The sequence below is a fragment of the Nonomuraea sp. NPDC050790 genome (assembly GCF_044456745.1).
In the GTDB taxonomy this organism is placed as follows: domain Bacteria; phylum Actinomycetota; class Actinomycetes; order Streptosporangiales; family Streptosporangiaceae; genus Nonomuraea.
Genome location: NZ_JBITGF010000002.1, coordinates 662,074 through 681,531, shown reverse-complemented (window position 1 = coordinate 681,531; position 19,458 = coordinate 662,074). Strand labels below are relative to the sequence as shown.

The following is a 19,458-nucleotide window of genomic DNA, read 5'->3' as shown; positions in this document are numbered from 1 at the left end:
GGCCCTCCGCTGCGGGGATTACGACGCTCCGCTCCGATTACAACCGACCACTCATGGTCACCGCGGCGATACAGGATATGTTCGGACCTGTATCGGCAATCGATGAAGGGACAATCGCCATGGCGACCACGCGTACCGCGACCACGCAGTGGAAGGGCGCGCTGCTCGACGGCTCCGGCACGGTCTCGCTCGACACCTCCGGCGTCGGCACCTTCGAGGTCTCCTGGCCGTCGCGGGCCGAGGCGGCCAACGGCAAGACCTCGCCCGAGGAGCTCATCGCCGCCGCCCACTCCTCCTGCTTCTCGATGGCGCTCTCCCACGGCCTGGCCGGGGCCGGTACGCCGCCGGAGTCGCTGGAGACCCGCGCCGAGGTGACCTTCCAGCCGGGCGAGGGCATCACCGGCATCGTGCTCAGCGTCAAGGGCCACGTGCCGGGGCTCACGCCCGACCAGTTCCAGGAGGCGGCGGAGACGGCCAAGGCTAACTGCCCCGTCAGCAAGGCCCTTTCCGGAACCACGATCAGCCTGAACGCGGAACTGCTGTAGCAACGGGTCGATCGCGTGCGACAATCGGGTCACATGCGTGAGGTCTGGCCGGGCGAGCCCTATCCACTCGGCGGCACCTGGGATGGCGTGGGCACCAGCTTCTCGGTGTTCTCCGAGGTCGCCGAGCGGGTTGAGCTGTGCCTTTTTCATGACGACGGCTCCGAGGAGCGCGTCGACCTGCCCGAGATGGATGGGTTCGTCTGGCATGGCTACCTGCCCGGGATCTCCCCGGGCCAGCGGTACGGCTACCGCGTCCACGGCCCGTTCGCGCCGTCGCAGGGCCACCGCTGCAACCCGGCCAAGCTGTTGCTCGACCCTTATGCCAAGGCGATCGACGGGGAGCTGACCTGGAACGAGGCGCTGTTCGCCTACCGGTTCACCAATCCCGACGAGTTCAACGAGGCCGACAGCGCGCCGTACATGCCGAAGAACGTGGTGATCAACCCGTTCTTCGAGTGGGGCAACGACCGGCCGCCGCGCACGCCGTACCACCAGACGCTGATCTACGAGGCGCACGTGCGGGCGCTCACGATGCGCCACCCGTCGGTGCCGGCGGAGCAGCGGGGCACCTACGCCGGGATCGGGCACCCGGCGGTGATCGACCACCTGGTCTCGCTCGGGGTGACCGCGGTCGAGCTGATGCCGGTGCACCACTTCGTGCCCGAGCACTTCCTGGTGGCGCGGGGGCTGACCAACTACTGGGGCTACAACACGATGGCCTTCCTGGCCCCGCACGGCCCCTACTCCAGCGCGGGCTCGCGCGGGCAGCAGGTGCTGGAGTTCAAGGCCATGGTGCGCGCCCTGCACGAGGCGGGCATCGAGGTCATCCTGGACGTGGTCTACAACCACACGGCCGAGGGCGACCACATGGGGCCGACGCTCGGCTTCCGCGGCATCGACAACGCGGCCTACTACCGCCTGCACGACGGCGACCGGCGCTACTATCTCGACTACACCGGCACCGGCAACTCCCTGAACGCCCGCTCGCCGCACGCGCTGCAGCTCATCATGGACTCGCTGCGCTACTGGGTGCTGGACATGCACGTGGACGGCTTCCGCTTCGACCTGGCCTCGGCCCTGGCCCGCGAGCTGCACGACGTGGACCGGCTGAGCGCGTTCTTCGACCTGATCCAGCAGGACCCGGTGATCTCCCAGGTGAAGCTGATCGCCGAGCCGTGGGACGTGGGTCCTGGCGGCTACCAGGTCGGCAACTTCCCGCCCCTGTGGACGGAGTGGAACGGCAAGTACCGCGACACCGTGCGCGACTTCTGGCGCGGGACCGGCTCGGCGCTGCCCGAGTTCGCCTCCCGGCTGACCGGCTCGGCCGACCTCTACGCCACCTCGGGCCGCCGCCCGGTCGCCTCCATCAACTTCGTGACCTGCCACGACGGCTTCACCCTCACCGACCTGGTCTCCTACGACCGCAAGCACAACCTGGCCAACGGCGAGGACAACCGCGACGGCACCGACGACAACCGCTCCTGGAACTGCGGGGCCGAGGGGCCGGTCGAGGACCCGGAGATCGTCCGCCTGCGCCACCGCCAGCGCCGCAACTTCCTGGCCACGCTCTTCCTGTCGCAGGGCGTGCCGATGCTCTCCCACGGCGACGAGCTGGGCCGTTCGCAGCGGGGCAACAACAACGCCTACTGCCAGGACAACGAGCTCACCTGGATCGACTGGACGGCGGTGCACACCGAGTCCGACCTGCTGGAGTTCACCAGGTCGCTGGCCAGGCTGCGCCGCGAGCACCCGGTCTTCCAGCGCCGCCGGTTCTTCCGCGGCCGCACCGCCGAGCACGGGCGCGACCTGGTGTGGCTGACGCCGGCTGGGGCCGAGATGACCGCCGGAGACTGGCACACCGGCTACGCCAAGTCGCTCATGGTCTACCTCAACGGCCAGGCCATCACGGAGCCGGGGCCGCGCGGGGAGCGCATCGAGGACGACTCGTTCCTGCTGCTGATCAACGCCCACCACGAGGACATGACGTTCACGCTGCCGGGCGAGGAGTTCGGGCAGGCGTGGCAGACCGTCTTCGACACCAGCGACGACACGGCCCGCGACGAGCCCTTCGCCGACGAGCAGTGGCTGCCCGCCGCCCTGGTCGCCGTCGCCTCCCGCAGCCTCCAGCTCCTGCGCCGCGTGTCCTGATCGTCTTGTGGGGTCAGGGGGTACGCCCTACTGGCCACGTGCCACGGCCGCGGTGAGCAGGACCAGCACGAACGTCGTCACCCCCGCCACCCCGTGCAGCAGCACCGCCAGCACGGGCAGCCGCCGCTCGGCACCCTTGGCGTGCCGCCCCGCGCCCAGCCAGCGCGTGAACATCGTGAACCCCAGCAACGCCGCGCCCGCCAGCACCCCGAACGCCGCCCAGGCCAGCACCCTGCTGCCGGTGAGCAGGAACGCGACCCAGCAGGCCAGCGCGGAGATCGCGAGCGCCGGATGGGAGAAGATCAGCGCCACCGGGAAGCGGGTGACCTTGGTCGCCTGTTGCCGCAGGCCGCCGCCTGACAGCCAGAGGTAGAGCAGGTAGATTCCGACGATCGCAGTGAACAGCCATGTCACGACAGTGACCAGACCCACCGGGCCTCCTTGTAGTCCCCACGCCCTATCGCCACGTTAAGCACAAGACATCACGTACGTCATTCAGATCCACCAAAGCGCTATATCTTCCGCCAACCACCCACCCCGTCCTCCCTGCGCCATTCCCCCCACCCACCCCAGCAACCCCACCCGCCGACCCGCTCCCCCGCCGCCGCGCGCCCCGTCCCTCCCAGGGCCGCCAACCCCCGAAGCCGCCCCCGTCACCGCCGGTCCGCATCCCTGCCGGAGGCCGCCGCATCCCCGGAGCCGTGCCTCAGCGGCGCTCGCGCATGTCCCAGCCGTGCCCGCGCATGTCCTCTGGAACCGCTGCCCAGTCGCCTCCCAGTGGCATCCCCCGAGGCGCCTCTTGGCACCGGAGCCCAGACGCGTGCTTGTCGGCCGTTGCGCGCTTGCCTGAGCGTAGTTGTCGGCCCGTGCGTGGTCTGGTTGCCGGGCAGCCGCGGCGCCCCCGTACAGGGGTGTGGGACACGTGGCGGGGGCGGCTTGTCGGGGGTGTGTGCCAAGGTAGAGGGGTGCGTCGCATTCACCCGGACACCCATGACGACCCCGACCTGGCCCAGGCTTACGCCTACCCGGAGGGAAGACCGTGGCTGCGGGTCAACATGGTGGCCAGTGCCGACGGCGCGGCCTGGCTCAAGGGGTTGTCCGGGGGGCTTTCGAGCAAGGGCGACCGCCGGTTGTTCGGGGTCCTGCGCGGGCTGGCCGACGTGATCCTGGCGGGCGCCGCCACCGTCCGCACCGAGGGGTACGGCCCCGCCAAACGCCGACCCGGCAGGCAGGTGCCCCCGCCCATCGCCGTGATCACCCGCCGGCTCGACCTCGACCTGGGCAGCCCGCTGTTCACCGAGGCCGAGTCGCCCACGATCGTCATCACCTGTGAGGCGGCCCCAGCCGACCGGCGGGCGGAGGCGGGCAGGCACGCCGAGGTGATCCTGGCGGGCGCGGAGCGGGTGGAGATGCCGCTGGCCGTACAGGCGCTGCGGGAGCGCGGGCTGGGACGGATCCTGTGCGAGGGCGGACCGCGGCTCAACGCGCAGCTCGCGGCGGACGACCTGATCGACGAGCTGTGCCTGTCGGTGAGCCCGCTGCTGGTCGGCGGCACGGCGGCGCGCATACTCAACGGCGAGGGCGCGCAGGTCGGCCTGACGCTGGCCCAGGTGCTCGAGGAAGACGGCGTGCTGTTCAACCGCTATGTGAGGAAGTGAGCCGATGGAGGAGCCCACCGAGATCCAGCTCGACCTGCCGGTGCTGCCGCCGGTGCCGCCGATGCTGGCCAAGGCGATCAAGGCGATGCCGAAGCAGGACGGCACGCTGTTCTACGAGCCGAAGTGGGACGGCTTCCGCTGCATCATCTTCCGCGACGGCGACGAGGTGTTCCTGGGCAGCCGCAACGAGCGGCCGTTCACCCGCTACTTCCCCGAGCTGGTCGAGGCGGTGAAGCGGGAGCTTCCCGACAAGTGCGTGGTCGACGGCGAGATCGTGCTGATCCATGACACGCATCTCAACTTCGAGCAGCTCCAGCAGCGCATCCATCCGGCGGCCTCGCGGGTGAAGATGTTGTCGGAGACGACTCCGGCCTCGTTCATCGCCTTCGATCTGCTGGCGCTGGGCGAGGAGTCGCTGATGGAGACGCCGTTCGCGGAGCGCCGCGCCCGCCTTGAGGGGATTTTTCCGGAGAAAGGCGGATCTATTCGTCTGACCCCGGTGACCAGGAACGACGAGCAGGCCGACGAGTGGTTCGAGATGTTCGAGGGCGCCGGGCTCGACGGCATCATCGTCAAGCCCGGCGACCAGCCGTACATCCCCGACAAGCGCACCATGTTCAAGGTCAAGCACGAGCGCACCGCCGACGTCGTCGTGGCCGGGTACCGCGAGCACAAGACGGGCCCGATCGTCGGCTCGATCCTGCTCGGCCTCTACGGCCCCGACGGCAAGCTGCACCACGTCGGCGTGGCCGCCTCCTTCCCGATGGCCCGCCGGGCGGAGCTGGTGGAGGAGCTCAAGCCGTACCTGGCGCAGCTCGGCGAGCATCCGTGGGGCGCCTGGGCCGACCAGGCGATCCTCCAGGCGCAGGAGGGCGGCCCGGCCGCGACGCCCGCGCGCGGCGGCCAGCGCATGCCCGGCGCGGTCTCGCGGTGGAACGCCAAGAAGGACCTGTCGTTCATCCCCCTGCGGCCGGAGCTGGTGATGGAGGTGGCCTACGACGCGATGGAGGGCGACCGGTTCCGTCACACGGCCCAGTTCCGGCGCTGGCGGCCGGACCGGACACCCGAATCCTGCAATTACGAGCAGCTAGAAAGACCGGTTGCCTACAACCTCGACGACATCCTTGCCCGCTGACCCTCAAAGCCGTTATATCTCGATATATGAGCACGGGCGATGACGTACGCGCGGCGGTCTCGGCCCGCCGCGACCTCGGACCCGAGTACGAGGACGCGGTGGTCGAGTCCTTCATCGACAAGATGAGCGCCGAGATCGACCGCAGGGTCGACGAGCGCCTGGCCAGGATGCCCAGCGCCAAGCAGGTGGCCCGCCAGAGCAGCAGGTCCGACGGCATGCGGCTGGCGCTGGCGATCGTCTCGCTGGTCATGGGCACCGCCGCCACGATCGTCCTGCTGGCCCTGGAGGCCAGCACCGGGGGCCTGATCTGGATCTGGGGCGGCCTGGCGATGGTCAACTGGGCCTTCGCCGCCGGGATGGGCGAGCGCAAGGGCGGCTGACCGGGGCTCACTCCAGCCAGACGAGCCCGGCGAAGCGTCCGCCGACCCGCTCGCGCCGGTGGGAGTAGAGGTCATCGGTCTCGATGGTGCAGCGGGCGTCGTGGCGCACCTCGCCCACGCCCTCCGCCACCAGTTGCGCCTCGATGCCCGCGCGCAGGTCGAGCGCGGGCGTGCCCCAGGACGTCGTGGAGCGGGTCGCCGGCACGACGCCCGCCACGCGCTCCCGCAGGTCCTCCGGCACCTCGTAGCAGCGCCCGCAGGCTCCCGGCCCGATGAGCGCCACCATCCGCTCGGCCCGCGCCCCCTTGCCGGTCATGGCCCGCACCAGCGCGCCCGCGATCCCCGCCTCGGTGCCGGGCCGTCCCGAGTGGGCCGCCCCGACCAGGCGCGCCACCGGATCGGCCACCAGCACGGCCGGGCAGTCGGCCCCGAGCGCGGCCAGCGCCAGGCCCGGCTCGCCGGTGAACACGGCGTCCACCGGCGGCGCGTCCTGCCCGAAGGGCTCGCTCACATGGACGACGTCCGCGCCGTGGACCTGCGTCATGAAGACGATCCCGCGCACGCCCAGCTCGGCCGCGACGCCCGCCCGGTTCGCCCGCACGGCCTCGGGGTCGTCGCCGACCAGCCCGCCGAGGTTGCGCGAGGTGTACGGCGGGGCGCTCACGCCCCCATGGCGGTCGGTGACGGCGGCACGGACGCCGGGAGCGAGCTGCATGGCGACCATCCTATGGTCACTGATCCCAACCAAGCATATGCTTGGTATCGTGACTGACTACCGCAACCTCATCGGCGGGAAGCTCGTCCCCTCGGCCGACGGCAGGACCCTCGACTCGGTCAATCCGGCCACCGGAGAGGTGTGGGCCCGCATCCCCGCCGGCGGGAAGGCGGACGCGGACGCCGCCGTCGCCGCCGCCAGGAAGGCGCTCCCCCGGTGGTCCGGCATGCCCGCCCTGGGCCGCGCGCACTTCCTGCGCCAGGTCGCCGAGATCTTCATCCGGCACACCGAGGAACTGGCCACCCTGGAGACCACCGACAACGGCCGCATCCTGCGCGACACCCTGAACAGGGACCTGCCGGGCATGGCCTATCTGTGGCAGATCGCCGCCGGGCAGTGCCTGGAGGCGGTCAAGGGCGACACGGTCATCCTCGGTCCCGACGCGCTGGGCCTGACCCGGCGCGAGCCGTACGGCGTGGCGGTCTGCATCATCCCCTGGAACAGCCCGATCTCGACGTTCTCCGCGAAGGCCGCCTTCGCCCTCGCGGCCGGCAACACGGTCATCGTGAAACCGGCCGAGCAGGCCAGCGCCTCGGTGCTGCGGCTGGGCGAGCTGCTGGCCGACGTCTTCCCGCCCGGCGTGCTCAACATCGTCAGCGGCATGGGCGAGGACGTCGGCGACGCGCTCGTGCGCCACCCCGGCGTGAACAAGATCAGCCTCACCGGCTCCACCGAGACCGGCCTGGCGATCACGCGGGCGGCCGGGATCAAGCCGATGACGTTCGAGCTCGGCGGCAAGTCGCCCAACATCGTCTTCCCCGACGCCGACCTCGGCAAGGCGGCGGAGGGCGTCACGGTCAACTCGATCTACACGGGCAACGCCGGGCAGGTGTGCGTCGCCGGCTCGCGTATCCTCATCCACCGCTCGATCTGGGACGAGATGCTCGCCCGCATCACCGAGACCGCCGCGAACGTCATCCTCGGCGACCCCCTCGACCTGGCCACCACGATGGGCCCGATCGTCTCCGCCGGCCAGTACGAGCGGGTTTCGTCCTATCTGGAGATCGCCGAGAAGGAGGGCGCGGAGCTGGTCTTCGGCGGGCGTACCGGCGCGGACGTGGTCGCCGCGCTGCCCGGCGGCTACTGGGTCGCCCCCACGCTCTACACCGCGAGCGACAACGCGCTGCGCGTGTGCCAGGAGGAGATCTTCGGACCGGTGGCGGTGGCCCTGCCGTTCGAGACCGACGACGAGGCCCTGGCCATCGCCAACGACTCCGCCTACGGCCTGGCCGCCGGCGTCTGGACGCGCGACCTGGGCCGCGCCCACCGGTTCGTACGCGACCTGCAGAGCGGCACCGTCTGGGTCAACACCTTTCGCCAGATGCCACCCGGCCTGCCGTTCGGCGGCGTGAAGGACTCCGGTTACGGCCACGACGCGGTCCTGGAGTACACCAGGGAGAAGGCGGCCATCATCCAGACCTAGAAGTGACGCATCTCACTTCGGTCACACTACTTGACTCCCGGTCCAATAGTTCGCGAGGCTCGGCCCATGGCATCAGCGCGACGACTCGCAGCCGCCGGAGCCCTGGTGGCGTTCGTGACCGGCGGGGTGAGCCTCGCCATCGGAACGGCCGCGGCGGAGACGGGTGCGGAGAGCGCCACCGTGTCCGCCACCTGCCTGCCGCTCCCGTTGCTCCCCTGCGACGAGCCCCCGGGCGGCGGCGAGCCGAAGGACCCGTGGTCGTCGGCGCCCAACCCGATGGAGAGCTGGTCGGACCGCCCCGAGCCGGAGGACCCCTGGACCGAGGGCCCGCCCCCGCAGGAGGAGGCGCCGAAGGACCCGTGGAAGCCCGTCGACGAGGACGAGCGTAGGGTCCCCGACGGCCACCCGGAGACGGGCGCGGGCGGGCTGGCGCGCGAGGGCGCCGTCTGGCCGTTCGCCGTCGGCGGCGCCGCGCTCCTCACCGGCGCGGGTCTCACCGGTTTCGCGGTACGGCGGCGCGAAGGCGGCGCGTAGTTGGCCCAGAAGCTCATCCTGGCCGGGGCGGGCGCCGTCTCCCTGGCCGGGATCGCGCTGATCGCCCTGGGCCTGGACGGCCTGTTCACCCCGCCACCCGCCCCCGCCGCCGCGACGCCCGCTCCCCCGCGCGACCTGAAGCTCCCCAAGGGCGGCCGCACCGCCGCCCCGATGGAGCCCGCCCGGCCGACCGCCGTCTACATCCCGTCCATCGGCGTGTCCGCCCCGCTGATGGAGCTGGGCCTGGACGCCGGGGGCGCCATCGAGAACCCGCCGCTCACCCCCGCGAACCTGGCCGGCTGGTACCGCTACGGCCCGGTCCCCGGCCAGCGCGGCGCCGCCGTCATCACCGGCCACCTCGACACCCGGACGGGGCCGGCCGTCTTCGCGTACCTGCGCAACGTCAAGAAGGGCGACCAGGTGCAGGTGCTGCGCGCCGACCGGTCGGTGGCGGTGTTCCTGGTGGACCGGGTCGAGCACACCCCCAAGACCCGCTTCCCCACCCGCAAGGTGTACGGCAAGCTGGCCTACCCCGGGCTGCGCCTGGTCACCTGCGGCGGCGCCTTCGACGCGCGGGCGGGCAGCTACCGGGAGAACACGATCGTCTACGCCCACCTGGCCGCCCCGTTCTACCCCCGCTCCGGCCGGTCGCGGCAGGGCTGAGGGCCGGATCTCACCGCCCTGTCGCCGGAAGGGTGAGGGTCGGGCCGGGCGGCAGGCTCAGGTCGAGCTCGCGGGTGGTGCCCTGGTGGTCGAGGGTGAGGTGGACCTGGCCGCCGGTGCCCAGCGGGCAGGCGGCGGCCAGGGCGGCGGGGCCGCGTACCTGCACCAGGACCGGGCGGTCGGTGGTGATGGAGCCGCCGGGCAGCGCGAGGGTGCCCGGGTTGTGGAAGACGATCTGGGTGAGGTCGAGGGCGCTGTGCCGTACGGCCTGGACGTCCGGGGTGTTGGCGAGGACGGTCAGCGGGCGCGGGGAGGTCAGCGTGTCGGCGGGCAGGCCGGGGACGGCGATGTAGGCGTAGGAGGCGTCCGCCGGCGCGCGGCCGTGGTCGAGCCAGATCTCCAGGACGTCGGCCGACAGCTCGCGCGCCGACTGGGAGCGGTTGACGGCCGCCCAGTTGCCCGAACGGGTGCCGGAGCGGACCGTCAGCGGGCCGGGGTGCGGGAAGAAGTAGGTGACGCCGTTGTGGTGGAGGGTGCCGCCGGCCAGGCGTACCTCGCCGGTGAGCGTGGTCTGGTCGATGGTGGTGTGGACGGGGACGTCCGGGTCGGCGCAGGTGATGCCGGCGCCGAGCGCCACGTACTCGTCCAGGAAGAAGAACCAGGACTTGCGCGCCCTGACGCCGTCGCGGTCGAGGTGCATGGCGGCCATGGCGTAGGGGCCGTCGGTGAGGCCGCCGGCGAAGTCGGAGCCGCCGGTGTCCTGGCCGAAGTCGGCGGCGGGCAGCGGCCCGTTACGGTACGCGACGGTGGTGCCGGGCAGGTGGCGCCAGTCCATCACCGGCCAGAGCGCGTGGTACTCCTCGCCGGTGCGCCACAAGTGCGTCACGCCGTCGCACAGGTGGCGCCCGCTCAGGCCCTCGCCGTTGCCCGCCTCGGACAGGACCGTCCTGGTCGAGGAGGTCTTGACGGCCGCGGACCAGTTCGGGCGGTAGACGGCCAGGTAGTCGGAGCGCCAGAAGTAGCGGGCGCCGGTGCCGGGGCCCCGGCCGAAGTGGAGCAGTTCCTCGGCGCGGGGGCCGCCGCCCGCGGCCAGGGACCTGGCCGCCGCCTCCAGGGCGGGACCGCGGGCGGCGTTGCCCTCGCGGGTGCTCTCCCTGCCCATGACGGCGATGTCGTAGCGGCCGGCGTGGACCATCCAGCGCTGCCCGTCGAGGAAGTACGCGGCCAGCACCTCCATCGCCTCCTCCGGCATCGCCATCGGGGTGCCCTCGGCCAGCGTGGCCAGGGCGGCCATGTCCACGGCGAAGCTGTGCCCGTAGCCGCCCGAGTAGAGCTGCGGGCCGTGCTGGTGGAAGCTGAGGTCGGGCTGGATGCCCTCGCCCTCGTCCGGGACCAGCAGCGTCGCGGCCTGGCGGAACGCCTCGGCCAGCCCCTCGTCGTCGCCGTCGAGCAGGCATCGGCGGATGACGACCTCGGCCGCCCAGAGCAGGTTCTGGCCGGTCATCCCGCCGACGGAAGCCCGCGAGAGGATCGTGATGAGCCGGGGATCGGGAGAGGTGTCCAGCAGAAGGGCGGCGTCGCCGAGGACGCGTGGGGCGCCTAGCTGGTCGTACCACCAGTTGGGGCAGCGCAGGTCCATCCGCAGCCAGGCGTCCAGGGCGCGTACCGCGTGGCCGGGCTCGGCGGGGGCCAGCGCGCGCAGCCTGACCAGGTGCTCGAACGGCGCCCAGACGGTCACGTCCAGGTCGGCGTAGTCGATGTCGGCCCAGAGGCCGTCGGGACCCGGCGCGGACGGCGGCGGCCCGGCCTCGCGGCGCAGCCCGGCCAGCAGCCGTGCCCTGATCGTGTCGGCGGCCTCACTCACGACGATCACTCTAGGGGCCTGACCGCCTACGGGTCGCGGGGCAGGCCGAGGGCGCGCTCGGCGATGATGTTCAGCTGCACCTCCGTGGTGCCGCCGCCGATGGTGAAGGCGCGGGTGGTGAGGATCATGCGGTTCCAGTAGCGGCTGGACGGGTCCACCGACCAGCAGAACTCCGAGATCGCCTGCGCGTGCCGCATGCCCAGCAGCTTGCGCACGCTCGCCGTGGTGCCGGAGCCGCCGCCCGACAGCCGGGACAGCGTGCCCCGCAGGCCGAGCGCCGAGATCGCCTGCCCCTCCGCCCACAGCCGCCCCGCCTGCTCCCACTGCGAACGGCGCAGGCCGTCCCGGCCGGTGATCAGCCGCATCATGTCGGTGTGCTGCGAGCCGGGGCCCCAGGAGTCGCCGAGGGCGACGCGCTCGTGGGAGAGGGTGTCGCGGGCCACCTTCCAGCCGTTGTCCACCTCGCCGACGACCAGGTCGTCCGGGACGAAGACGTCGTCGAGGAAGACCTCGTTGAAGATCTCCTCGCCGTTGATCTCCTTGAGCGGCCGGACGGTGACGCCCGGCGCGGACATGTCGACCAGGAAGTACGTGATGCCGCGGTGCTTGTCAGGTGAGGTCCTGGCCAGGCAGATGCCCCAGTGCGCGTACTGGGCCAGCGACGTCCAGATCTTCTGCCCGCTCAGCGACCAGCCGCCCTCCACGCGGGTGGCCTTGGTCGACAGGCCCGCCAGGTCGGACCCGGCGCCGGGCTCGCTGAACAACTGGCACCACACGATCTCGCCCGTGAACGTCTTCGGCAGGAAACGTTCCTGCTGCTCGCGGGTGCCGTAGGTGACGATGGAGGGCACCGCCCAGGCCGCGATGCCCAGATTGGGGCGCTTGAGCTCGCGGAACTCCTGGTGGATCACGACCTGCTCCAGCGGCGTGGCGCCTCGCCCCCACGGTCTGGGCAGGTAGGGCATGATCCAGCCCTCTCGCGCGAACCGTCCGAGCCTGGCCGGCGGCTCCTCCTGGGCCAGCGACTCGGCGTGGGCCCTGATCTCGGCTCGCAGCGCCGCCGCATCCTCGGGCAGATCGGGCTCCATGGCCCTGCGCACCCCCGCCGCGGCCAGCCGGGCCACGTGCTCGCTCCACTCCCCCGGGTCGCCGGCCAGCATGCGGTTGGCCAGGGCGCGGCGGTAGTAGCGGTGGGCGTCGTGCTCGAAGGTGTAGCCGATGCCGCCCAGCACCTGGATGGCGTCGGCGGCGCACCGCACGGCGGCATCGGGCGCGAGCACCGCCGCCACCCCGACCGCCAGCCCCACCTCACCCCCTTCGGTACGGCCCGCCCCCTCGGACCCACTCGCAGCACCCTTGACACGCCCCGCTTCCTCGGCCCCACCGGCGGCACTCTCGGCACCGGTGGCCGTGGCAAGGGCGTCCAGGGCGCGGGCGGCGTCCCAGACGGCGGCGCGGGCCTGCTCCAGGGCGACCAGCGCGGCGGCGACCCGGTGCTTGACGCCCTGGAACTGGCCGATCGGGCGGCCGAACTGCTCGCGGACCTTGGCGTAGGAGGCGGCGGTGTCCACGGCCCAGGCGGCCAGGCCGCACGACTCGGCCCCGAGCAGCACGGCCGCCACCTCCCTGACCGGCAACGGCCCCAGCTCTCGCCCGGCGGGCACCTCGCGCACGGTCACCGCGCACAGCGGCCGGTCGAGGTCCACGCCCTCCAGGGGCTCGGCGGTGACCGACGACCGGTCCAGCAACGCCCAACCGCCCTCCACCGGCACGAGGAAGAGGTCGGCGTCGGTTGGGCCCAGGGCGGTCGCCGTACCGGAGGAGGCGTGGGGCTGGCCCGCGGAGGCCGGGGGCTGGGCGGAGGAGGCGTGGGGATGGGCGGAGGGGGTGTTCGTCGGGGCGGGGGGAGGTGATGGGGTGGGGAGGGTGATTGTGGCGGTTTGGGTGCCGTTGGCCAGGGCGGGGAGGAGGGGGTGGCCGGGTGGGAGGAGGGCGGCGGTCAGGGCGGTGGGGAGGAAGGCTGCGTCGGCGCGGGCCCGGCCGAGTTCCTCCAGGACGACGCAGAGCTCCAGCAGGCCGAAGCCCTGGCCGCCGCTCGGCTCCGGCACGTGGACGCCGAACAACCCCTGCCGCGCCAGCGCCGCGCGGTCGATCCCGCGTCCGGCCGGCCCGCGTACGGACTCGGCCAGCGCCCGGTGTTCCTCGGTCAGTCCGATGCTCATGCGCCGACCCTAGAACCTTGTTCGGTCACCGACAAGGCGGGCGGCAGGCGCGCGGCTACTCCTTGTTGGCCCGCGCCTTGCTGGGCTGCACGCGCATCGGCTCCCCGGGCATCTTCGGGTAGTTGGGCGGGTAGGGCATGTCGCCGCGGTCGTCCTTGGCGTACCACTCCAGGAGCCGGTCGAGCGGGTACGCCTCGTCGTCGATGGCCGCGTGCACGTCCCCCTTCTCGGCGAAGCGAGCGGGCATGGTACGCAGGTCGAAGTCGGCAGGCTCGGCGTCGGCCAGTTCGTCCCAGGTCACCGGAGCGGACACCAGCGCCTCGGGCCGGGCCCGGACGGAGTAGGCGCTGACGACGGTCCGGTCGCGGGCGTTCTGGTTGAAGTCGATGAACACCCGATCGCCCCGCTCCTCCTTCCACCAGGCGGTGGTGACCAGGTCGGGGGCCCGATCGGCCACGGCTCTGGCCAGGGCGATGCCCGCGTGCCGTACCTCGATGAAGTCCCAGTTCGGCTGGATCCGGACGGCCACGTGCACGCCCCGGTTCCCCGAGGTCTTCGCGAACCCGGTCATGCCCAGTTCGTCGAGCACCTCCCGGGTGAGGAAGGCGGCCTTCCGCACGGCGTCGAAGGGCAACCCGGGCTGCGGGTCGAGGTCGATGCGGAGCTCGTCGGGATGCTCGACGTCCTGAGCCCGCACCTGCCAGGGGTGGAAGTCGATCGTGCCGAGGTTGGCGCAGTAGGCGATGGCCGCGACCTCGGTCACCCGCAGCGAGTCGGCCTTCCGCCCACTGGGAAACGTGACGGTCGCGGTCTGCAACCAGTCGGGATGCTTGGGCGGCATGCGCTTCTGGTAGATGGCGTCGGTCTGGATGCCGTCAGGATGCCGCTTGAGGTTGGTGGGGCGATCCTTCATCGCCCGCAGGGCGCCTTCGCCCACGCTGATGTAGTACTCCACCAGCTCACGCTTGGTGACACCAATGTCAGGGAAGTACACCTTGTCGGGGTTGGTGACCTTGACGATCCGCTCTCCGACTTCAAGCTCTATGTACGGCGATGCCATGCCCACGACCATACTCGCCGCCCCCGTCAATAAACCGGCACCAGGGGCCGACCGCCAAGGGCGGGTTCCCCGTCGGCCGGTCGACGAAGGGCCGTGGCGGCGAGGTATGTGTCCGACGTGAGAAGCGATCCCGCCGATCGACGCCCGCCCGCGTCGGCGGGTGGCGGAGGGAGCGGCTTGCCGTAACGGAAATAGCGCCCGCAACAGAAGTCGCCCACAACAGAAGTCGCTACCCACAACAGAACAAGAGCGCCCGGCAGAAGTCGCCCGCAACGGAAGAAAGGACCCACGACAGCGACCGAGAAAGGGGCCGTCCGGAGCCCGGCCGGTGGCGGGACCGGGGGCTCGACGGACGGACAGAAGATCACTCGTCTGACGCCGTTCCGGGCGCTGGCGCGTCGCCCGGCCGGCCTTGCGGTCGTCGGCGGCGCCAGCACGGGCGTGGGCTGTGCCGCACGTACGACCAGACGGGTGATCTCACCCCAGTACAGGAGGCGATGACGCCCCCCATACCGATAAAGACGCAAAATCGCCCCAGAAAGGATGCTTCCCCCTGCGGAGATCTCTTTTTGCCGGATCTCGTACGCTGGACCCATGGACAAGGTGGTCAAGACCGAGGCCGAGTGGCGGGTGCGCCTCTCGCCCGAGGAGTTCCACGTGCTGCGTGAGGCCGGCACCGAGCGGCCCTTCACCGGCGAGTACGTCGACACCAAGACCGAGGGCGTCTACTCCTGCCGCGCGTGCGGCGCGGAGCTGTTCCGGTCGCAGGCCAAGTTCGAGTCGCACTGCGGGTGGCCGAGCTTCTTCGAGCCGTCGCAGTCGGACGCCGTCACCCTGATCGAGGACCACAGCCACGGCATGATCCGCACCGAGGTGCGCTGCGCGCGCTGCGACTCCCACCTCGGGCACGTCTTCCACGGCGAGGGGTACGCCACCCCCACCGACGACCGCTACTGCATCAACTCCGTCTCACTCCGGCTCGAACCCACCGAGTGATCAACCGGCGACAGTGCGTTTCGATCGTGTGGCGCGGGTAGGGAACTCCATGTGAGCCTTGTCCATCTTCGTCATCGCTGGATGACGATTGAGGCGATCGGCCGCGTCGTCACGCAGCGGTGCGAGGTCTGCCTCAAAACCCGCGTCCGTATCCGCTGAGCTCAAGGGCAGCACCCCCGCGAGCTTCAGTCGGTGTCGGGATGGGTGACACGGCAGGTCGTGTCGGCGGGGCCGAGGATGTTGGCGAGGATCGGGTTGCCGTTCTCCCCGAACTCCGCCTGGACGAAGACCACCGGATCGGTGACTCCCTGCTCGCGCAGGTAGTCGAGGCCGCGTTCGCACAGGGTGAGGGCGTTCTTTGAGTTGTCCGCCTCTTCCGGCAGGTCGGTGTAGATGCGCAGATATCCGCCGACGGTGCGGATGTCCTTGAGGTGCTTGACGGCCGGGTCGCCGGGCCCCCAGCGGGTGCGGAAGTGCTCGGCCGCCTTCTTGTCGGTGTGCGGGCCCTCGCCCTTGGCCGCGTTGCCGGTGTCCGGCCCCTCGCCCTTGGCCGCGGACGGCTTCGGCACGCTCGCCTGACTCGCCGCACCCGTGACATCGGGCGTGGCCGGCAGCTCGGTCCTGCCGGGCTCGCGTTCGATGTCCCCGGCCCGCCGGTCCACGGCCGCGGCGGGTACGGGCCGCGCCTGCCTGCCCGGGTCCGGACGGTCCGGCACGAACCACCAGGCCAGGACCCCGCCCCCGAGCAGTAACGCCGCACCACCGGCGCCCGCCCGCAACCGCGATCCCGGACGCCGCCGCCGTCCGTGTCTTCCGGGAGTTCTGGAACGTGCCACCCGTACACCCCCGCTCCCTAGGGACTTCCCTGCCGATTGTGACAACAACCGGATGATCGGGTACGGGAGATGGAGGATTTGCCCGGCACGTACGCAAGCACCGGGCCCATCGCTTACGGCAGCGCGTTGACCAGCTCGCCGATCGGCTTGCGCACCCCGGTGTAGAACGGGATCTCGATCCGCGTGTGCTCACGGGCCTTGGCGCCCCGCAGGTGCCGCATCAGGTCGACGATCCGGTGCAGCTCGTCGGCCTCGAAGGCCAGCATCCACTCGTAGTCGTTCAGCGCGAAGCAGGCCACCGTGTTGGCCCGCACGTCCGGGTAGTCGCGCGCCATCTGCCCGTGCTCGGCCAGCATCGCCCGCCGCTCGGCGTCGTCGAGCAGGTACCACTCCAGCGAGCGCACGAACGGGTAGACGCACACGTAGCCCCGCGGCTCCTCCTCTGCCAGGAAGGCCGGGATGTGCGACTTGTTGAACTCTGCCGGCCGGTGCAGCGCCATCGCCGACCACACCGGCTCGCTGCCCCGGCCGAGGCCGGTGCGGCGGAAGCGCGAGTACACGTCCTGCAGGTCCTCGGGCGTCGCCGCGTGCCACCAGAACATGTAGTCGGCATCGGCCCGGAACCCGGCCACGTCGTAGCTGCCGCGGGTGACGACGCCCTTGCGCGCCTCCTGCTCCAGCAGTTCGGTGACCTCGTCGGCCAGCCCCTCGCGGTTGCCCGGGCAGGGCTCGGTGACCTTGAACACCGACCACATGGTGTAGCGGATCACCTGGTTGAGATCGCGGGCCTTCGGCCGCTGCGCACCCTCAGTCATGTGTCAATTCTCCCAGAATCCTGGCGGCCGCCGTGCGAGCCGTGGCGACGCACGCGGGAATCCCGAGCCCGTCGTAGGCCGCGCCGCAGACGGCGAGGCCCGGCTGCACGGCCACCGCCGCGCGAACCCTGGCCACCCGATCCAGGTGGCCCACGTTGTACTGCGGCAGCGCGCCGCCCCACCGGGTGACGCGGCTGTCCACGGGCAGCCCGCGCACCCCCATCACCTCGGTCATCTCCGCCATGGCCAGCGAGACCAGTTCGGAGTCCGCGCGCTGCAGAAGGTGTTCCTCGCCGATCCGGCCCACCGAGCAGCGCACGATGAGCAGGTCGTCGGACAGGTGCGGCCACTTGACGGAGCTGAACGTGGCCGCCTTGACCGGCCGTCCCTCGACCGGAGGCACGAGATAGCCGCTGCCGGTCGGCGCTTCGGGGAAGGACCGCGGGGTGTAGGCGAGGGTGACGACGGCCATGCTGGCGTACTCGATCCTGGCCAGCTCGGCGGCGGCCTTCGGGACCTCCGCGCGCAGCAGCCGCGCGGCGGGCGCGGCCGGGACGGCGAGGATCACCGCGTCCGCCTCGATCACCTCCGGCCGCGGTACCGGCCCGGTCACCAACTGCCAGCCCGACTCGGTACGGCGCAGCTCCCTGACCGTCACCCCGGTCCTGATGTCGGCTCCGCCGGCCTTGGCCACCGCCTCGGGCAGGCTGCCGAGCCCGCCGCGCAGCGAGGTGAAGACCGGCCCCGCCGACCTGGGCGCCTCCTCGACGATCTCCCGTGCCGCGCCGAGCAGGGAACGTTCCGTGCGGGCGGCGATCGCGATGCTCGGCATCGTGGCTTCGAGGGAGAGCATGTCGGAACGGCCCGCGTACACGCCGCCGAGCAGCGGCTCCACCAGCCGGTCGAGGACCTCCTCGCCCATGCGGGCGCGGATGTAGGCGGCGACGGAGACGTCCGTGCGCACGAGCGTCGCCGGCAGCACCTGGTCGAGCGGGACCCGCAGGAGCCCGGCCGGGGAGATGATGCCCGACCTGGCCAGTTCGGTGAGGTCGGCGGGCACGCCCATGACCTGGCCCTTGGGCAGCGGGCGCAGTGCTCCGCGCGAGTAGACCGAGGCCGAGGTGGTGCCGGGGGTGACCAGCTCGTCGCCGAGCCCGACCGCCTTGGCCAGGTCCTTGCCCTCGGGCCGCCTGGCCAGCATCGCCTCGGCGCCCGCGTCCACCATGACCCCTGCCACCTCGGAGGCGTGCAGCTTGCCCCCGATGCGGGGGCTGCCTTCGAGCACGGTCACCTTGACGCGTTCGCCGCCGCTCTGCCGCAGATGCCACGCGGCGGCCAGCCCTGAGATCCCGCCTCCGACGATGACGACGTGCGCCCGGTTCCCTTCCACGCCTCAAGACGCTACCGCCTGCGCACGCCGGTCGGACGCGTGACCCTATCGAGACGCCCCCGTGAGAACCGGCGCCGGGCCGGACCCGTCCTTATGGTCATGAAGAGAATGGCGTTGGCGGCGGCGATGGCCGCCGTGCTGCTGTCCGGCTGCGGCGGCGGAGGCGGCGCGTCCGGTGTCGCCCAGAGCGACATGGCCATGCCGGAGCGCGCGCTGAAGTCGCAGGCTCCCGCGGACGCCGACTACTCACGCGAGAGCGCGGGCAAGACGGTCACCTCCGGCGTGAAGGTGACCGTCCAGGAGCGTCAGATCATCTACGTCGCGAGCGTGACCGTGCGGGCCAAGGACGTGACCGCCGCCGCCGAGTCGGCCAAGACGATCGTCACCGGCGCCGGCGGGCACCTGTCGAAGGAGGAGTCGCGCGCTGCCGAGCAGCAGGAGGCCAGCGCCACCCTCGAGTTCAAGGTGCCGCCCGCGCGTTACCAGGAGGTCCTGACCGCGTTCGGCCGCGACCTCGGCAAGCGGCTGTCGATGACCCAGGGCACCCAGGACGTGACCATGGAGGTCGCCGACGTCAACAGCCGGCTGAAGTCCGCACAGGACGCGCTGGCCTCGCTCCGCACGCTGCTGGGCAAGGCCAAGACCATCGGCCAGGTGCTCGAGGTCGAGCGCGAGATCCAGAACCGCGAGGCCGAGCTGGAGTCGCTGCAGGCCCGGCAGAAGGAGCTGGCCGGGCAGGTCGGGATGGCCACGGTGACGCTGCGGCTCGTGGGTCCGGCCGCCGAGGTGATCCCGCCCGACGACGAGCCGCCCGGCTTCCTGGGCGGGCTGGCCGCGGGGTGGCGGGCGCTCGTGGACTTCCTCAAGGTCACGGTCACCGTGCTGGGCGTGGTGCTGCCCTGGTTGCTGATCGTCGCGCCCGTGGTGCTGCTCTTCGTCCTCCTGGTACGGCGCGGCCGTACCACCAGACCCGCTCCCGCACCGGAACCGGAGGAGACACCCGCCACGTGAGCC

General features: G+C 71.7%; 18 protein-coding genes. 10 read left to right on the top strand and 8 right to left on the bottom strand.

Annotated features, from left to right (window positions below):
• Positions 1 to 119 precede the first annotated feature (119 nt).
• Complete coding sequence (locus ACIBEJ_RS11580) at positions 120 to 545, top strand: OsmC family protein (protein WP_397182591.1); 426 nt, start codon at positions 120 to 122, stop codon at positions 543 to 545.
• A gap of 33 nt (positions 546 to 578) precedes the next feature.
• Positions 579 to 2,693, top strand: coding sequence for a glycogen debranching protein GlgX (glgX, locus tag ACIBEJ_RS11575; RefSeq protein WP_397182590.1), 2,115 nt, complete (start codon positions 579 to 581; stop codon positions 2,691 to 2,693).
• A 27-nt stretch (positions 2,694 to 2,720) separates the two neighbouring features.
• Here the strand turns inward: glgX and ACIBEJ_RS11570 are convergent, their stop codons facing one another.
• Positions 2,721 to 3,125 carry a hypothetical protein gene (locus tag ACIBEJ_RS11570; protein WP_397182589.1) on the bottom strand — a complete coding sequence of 135 codons (405 nt, stop codon included), beginning with the start codon at positions 3,123 to 3,125 and terminating at the stop codon, positions 2,721 to 2,723.
• A gap of 533 nt (positions 3,126 to 3,658) precedes the next feature.
• Here ACIBEJ_RS11570 and ACIBEJ_RS11565 point away from each other — a divergent pair.
• From ACIBEJ_RS11565 to ACIBEJ_RS11555, 3 genes are read left to right on the top strand one after another with little or no spacing between them, the layout of a single operon-like run.
• Positions 3,659 to 4,351: a pyrimidine reductase family protein gene (locus ACIBEJ_RS11565; RefSeq protein WP_397182588.1), complete on the top strand. Its 693-nt coding sequence runs from the start codon at positions 3,659 to 3,661 to the stop codon at positions 4,349 to 4,351.
• Positions 4,352 to 4,355: 4 nt separating this feature from the next.
• The gene (locus ACIBEJ_RS11560) at positions 4,356 to 5,486 is read left to right on the top strand and encodes an ATP-dependent DNA ligase (RefSeq protein ID WP_397182587.1); all 1,131 of its coding nucleotides are present in this window, start codon (positions 4,356 to 4,358) and stop codon (positions 5,484 to 5,486) included.
• Positions 5,487 to 5,512: 26 nt separating this feature from the next.
• Positions 5,513 to 5,866 carry a hypothetical protein gene (locus tag ACIBEJ_RS11555; RefSeq protein ID WP_397182586.1) on the top strand — a complete coding sequence of 118 codons (354 nt, stop codon included), beginning with the start codon at positions 5,513 to 5,515 and terminating at the stop codon, positions 5,864 to 5,866.
• A gap of 7 nt (positions 5,867 to 5,873) precedes the next feature.
• Here the strand turns inward: ACIBEJ_RS11555 and ACIBEJ_RS11550 are convergent, their stop codons facing one another.
• Positions 5,874 to 6,581 carry a polyphenol oxidase family protein gene (locus ACIBEJ_RS11550; RefSeq protein ID WP_397182585.1) on the bottom strand — a complete coding sequence of 236 codons (708 nt, stop codon included), beginning with the start codon at positions 6,579 to 6,581 and terminating at the stop codon, positions 5,874 to 5,876.
• Positions 6,582 to 6,630: 49 nt separating this feature from the next.
• Here ACIBEJ_RS11550 and ACIBEJ_RS11545 point away from each other — a divergent pair, with 49 nt between their 5' ends.
• From ACIBEJ_RS11545 to ACIBEJ_RS11535, 3 genes are all read left to right on the top strand, one after another.
• Positions 6,631 to 8,064, top strand: a complete 1,434-nt coding sequence (locus ACIBEJ_RS11545; protein ID WP_397182584.1) for an aldehyde dehydrogenase family protein — start codon at positions 6,631 to 6,633, stop codon at positions 8,062 to 8,064.
• A gap of 66 nt (positions 8,065 to 8,130) precedes the next feature.
• Positions 8,131 to 8,598: a hypothetical protein gene (locus tag ACIBEJ_RS11540; protein ID WP_397182583.1), complete on the top strand. Its 468-nt coding sequence runs from the start codon at positions 8,131 to 8,133 to the stop codon at positions 8,596 to 8,598.
• Complete coding sequence (locus ACIBEJ_RS11535) at positions 8,599 to 9,261, top strand: class F sortase (protein ID WP_397182582.1); 663 nt, start codon at positions 8,599 to 8,601, stop codon at positions 9,259 to 9,261.
• A gap of 10 nt (positions 9,262 to 9,271) precedes the next feature.
• On the opposite strand, the gene ACIBEJ_RS11530 is transcribed toward ACIBEJ_RS11535, so the two are convergent.
• From ACIBEJ_RS11530 to ligD, 3 genes are read right to left on the bottom strand one after another with little or no spacing between them, the layout of a single operon-like run.
• Positions 9,272 to 11,125, bottom strand: coding sequence for a polysaccharide lyase family 8 super-sandwich domain-containing protein (locus ACIBEJ_RS11530; protein WP_397182581.1), 1,854 nt, complete (start codon positions 11,123 to 11,125; stop codon positions 9,272 to 9,274).
• Between the two features lie 26 nt (positions 11,126 to 11,151).
• Positions 11,152 to 13,347 (bottom strand): acyl-CoA dehydrogenase, encoded by a 2,196-nt coding sequence (locus ACIBEJ_RS11525; RefSeq protein ID WP_397182580.1) that lies wholly within the window; start codon positions 13,345 to 13,347, stop codon positions 11,152 to 11,154.
• A gap of 55 nt (positions 13,348 to 13,402) precedes the next feature.
• Complete coding sequence (ligD, locus tag ACIBEJ_RS11520; RefSeq protein ID WP_397182579.1) at positions 13,403 to 14,407, bottom strand: non-homologous end-joining DNA ligase; 1,005 nt, start codon at positions 14,405 to 14,407, stop codon at positions 13,403 to 13,405.
• A 594-nt stretch (positions 14,408 to 15,001) separates the two neighbouring features.
• On the opposite strand from ligD, the gene msrB reads away from it, so the two are divergent.
• Complete coding sequence (gene msrB, locus ACIBEJ_RS11515; protein ID WP_397182578.1) at positions 15,002 to 15,403, top strand: peptide-methionine (R)-S-oxide reductase MsrB; 402 nt, start codon at positions 15,002 to 15,004, stop codon at positions 15,401 to 15,403.
• A 185-nt stretch (positions 15,404 to 15,588) separates the two neighbouring features.
• Here msrB and ACIBEJ_RS11510 read toward each other — a convergent pair whose 3' ends face one another.
• From ACIBEJ_RS11510 to hemG, 3 genes are all read right to left on the bottom strand, one after another.
• Positions 15,589 to 16,119, bottom strand: a complete 531-nt coding sequence (locus tag ACIBEJ_RS11510) for a hypothetical protein (RefSeq protein WP_397182577.1) — start codon at positions 16,117 to 16,119, stop codon at positions 15,589 to 15,591.
• A gap of 233 nt (positions 16,120 to 16,352) precedes the next feature.
• Entirely contained in the window at positions 16,353 to 17,054 is a 702-nt protein-coding gene (gene hemQ, locus ACIBEJ_RS11505) for a hydrogen peroxide-dependent heme synthase (RefSeq protein ID WP_397182576.1), read from the bottom strand.
• The gene (gene hemG / locus ACIBEJ_RS11500) at positions 17,047 to 18,444 is read right to left on the bottom strand and encodes a protoporphyrinogen oxidase (protein WP_397182575.1); all 1,398 of its coding nucleotides are present in this window, start codon (positions 18,442 to 18,444) and stop codon (positions 17,047 to 17,049) included. The genes hemQ and hemG overlap by 8 nt, the downstream gene beginning before the upstream one ends.
• 99 nt (positions 18,445 to 18,543) lie before the next feature.
• On the opposite strand from hemG, the gene ACIBEJ_RS11495 reads away from it, so the two are divergent.
• Positions 18,544 to 19,455, top strand: coding sequence for a DUF4349 domain-containing protein (locus tag ACIBEJ_RS11495; RefSeq protein WP_397182574.1), 912 nt, complete (start codon positions 18,544 to 18,546; stop codon positions 19,453 to 19,455).
• The last annotated feature ends 3 nt before the right edge of the window (positions 19,456 to 19,458 follow it).

Excerpts from the sequence above, each read along its gene's own strand:
- ACIBEJ_RS11580 (WP_397182591.1), top strand. The coding sequence starts at position 120 with ATGGCGACCACGCGTACCGCGACCACGCAGTGGAAGGGCGCGCTGCTC.
- glgX (WP_397182590.1), top strand. The coding sequence starts at position 579 with ATGCGTGAGGTCTGGCCGGGCGAGCCCTATCCACTCGGCGGCACCTGG.
- ACIBEJ_RS11560 (WP_397182587.1), top strand. The coding sequence starts at position 4,356 with ATGGAGGAGCCCACCGAGATCCAGCTCGACCTGCCGGTGCTGCCGCCG.
- ACIBEJ_RS11555 (WP_397182586.1), top strand. The coding sequence starts at position 5,513 with ATGAGCACGGGCGATGACGTACGCGCGGCGGTCTCGGCCCGCCGCGAC.
- ACIBEJ_RS11550 (WP_397182585.1), bottom strand. The coding sequence starts at position 6,581 with ATGCAGCTCGCTCCCGGCGTCCGTGCCGCCGTCACCGACCGCCATGGG.
- ACIBEJ_RS11540 (WP_397182583.1), top strand. The coding sequence starts at position 8,131 with ATGGCATCAGCGCGACGACTCGCAGCCGCCGGAGCCCTGGTGGCGTTC.
- ACIBEJ_RS11525 (WP_397182580.1), bottom strand. The coding sequence starts at position 13,347 with ATGAGCATCGGACTGACCGAGGAACACCGGGCGCTGGCCGAGTCCGTA.
- ligD (WP_397182579.1), bottom strand. The coding sequence starts at position 14,407 with ATGGCATCGCCGTACATAGAGCTTGAAGTCGGAGAGCGGATCGTCAAG.
- msrB (WP_397182578.1), top strand. The coding sequence starts at position 15,002 with ATGGACAAGGTGGTCAAGACCGAGGCCGAGTGGCGGGTGCGCCTCTCG.
- hemQ (WP_397182576.1), bottom strand. The coding sequence starts at position 17,054 with ATGACTGAGGGTGCGCAGCGGCCGAAGGCCCGCGATCTCAACCAGGTG.
- ACIBEJ_RS11495 (WP_397182574.1), top strand. The coding sequence starts at position 18,544 with ATGAAGAGAATGGCGTTGGCGGCGGCGATGGCCGCCGTGCTGCTGTCC.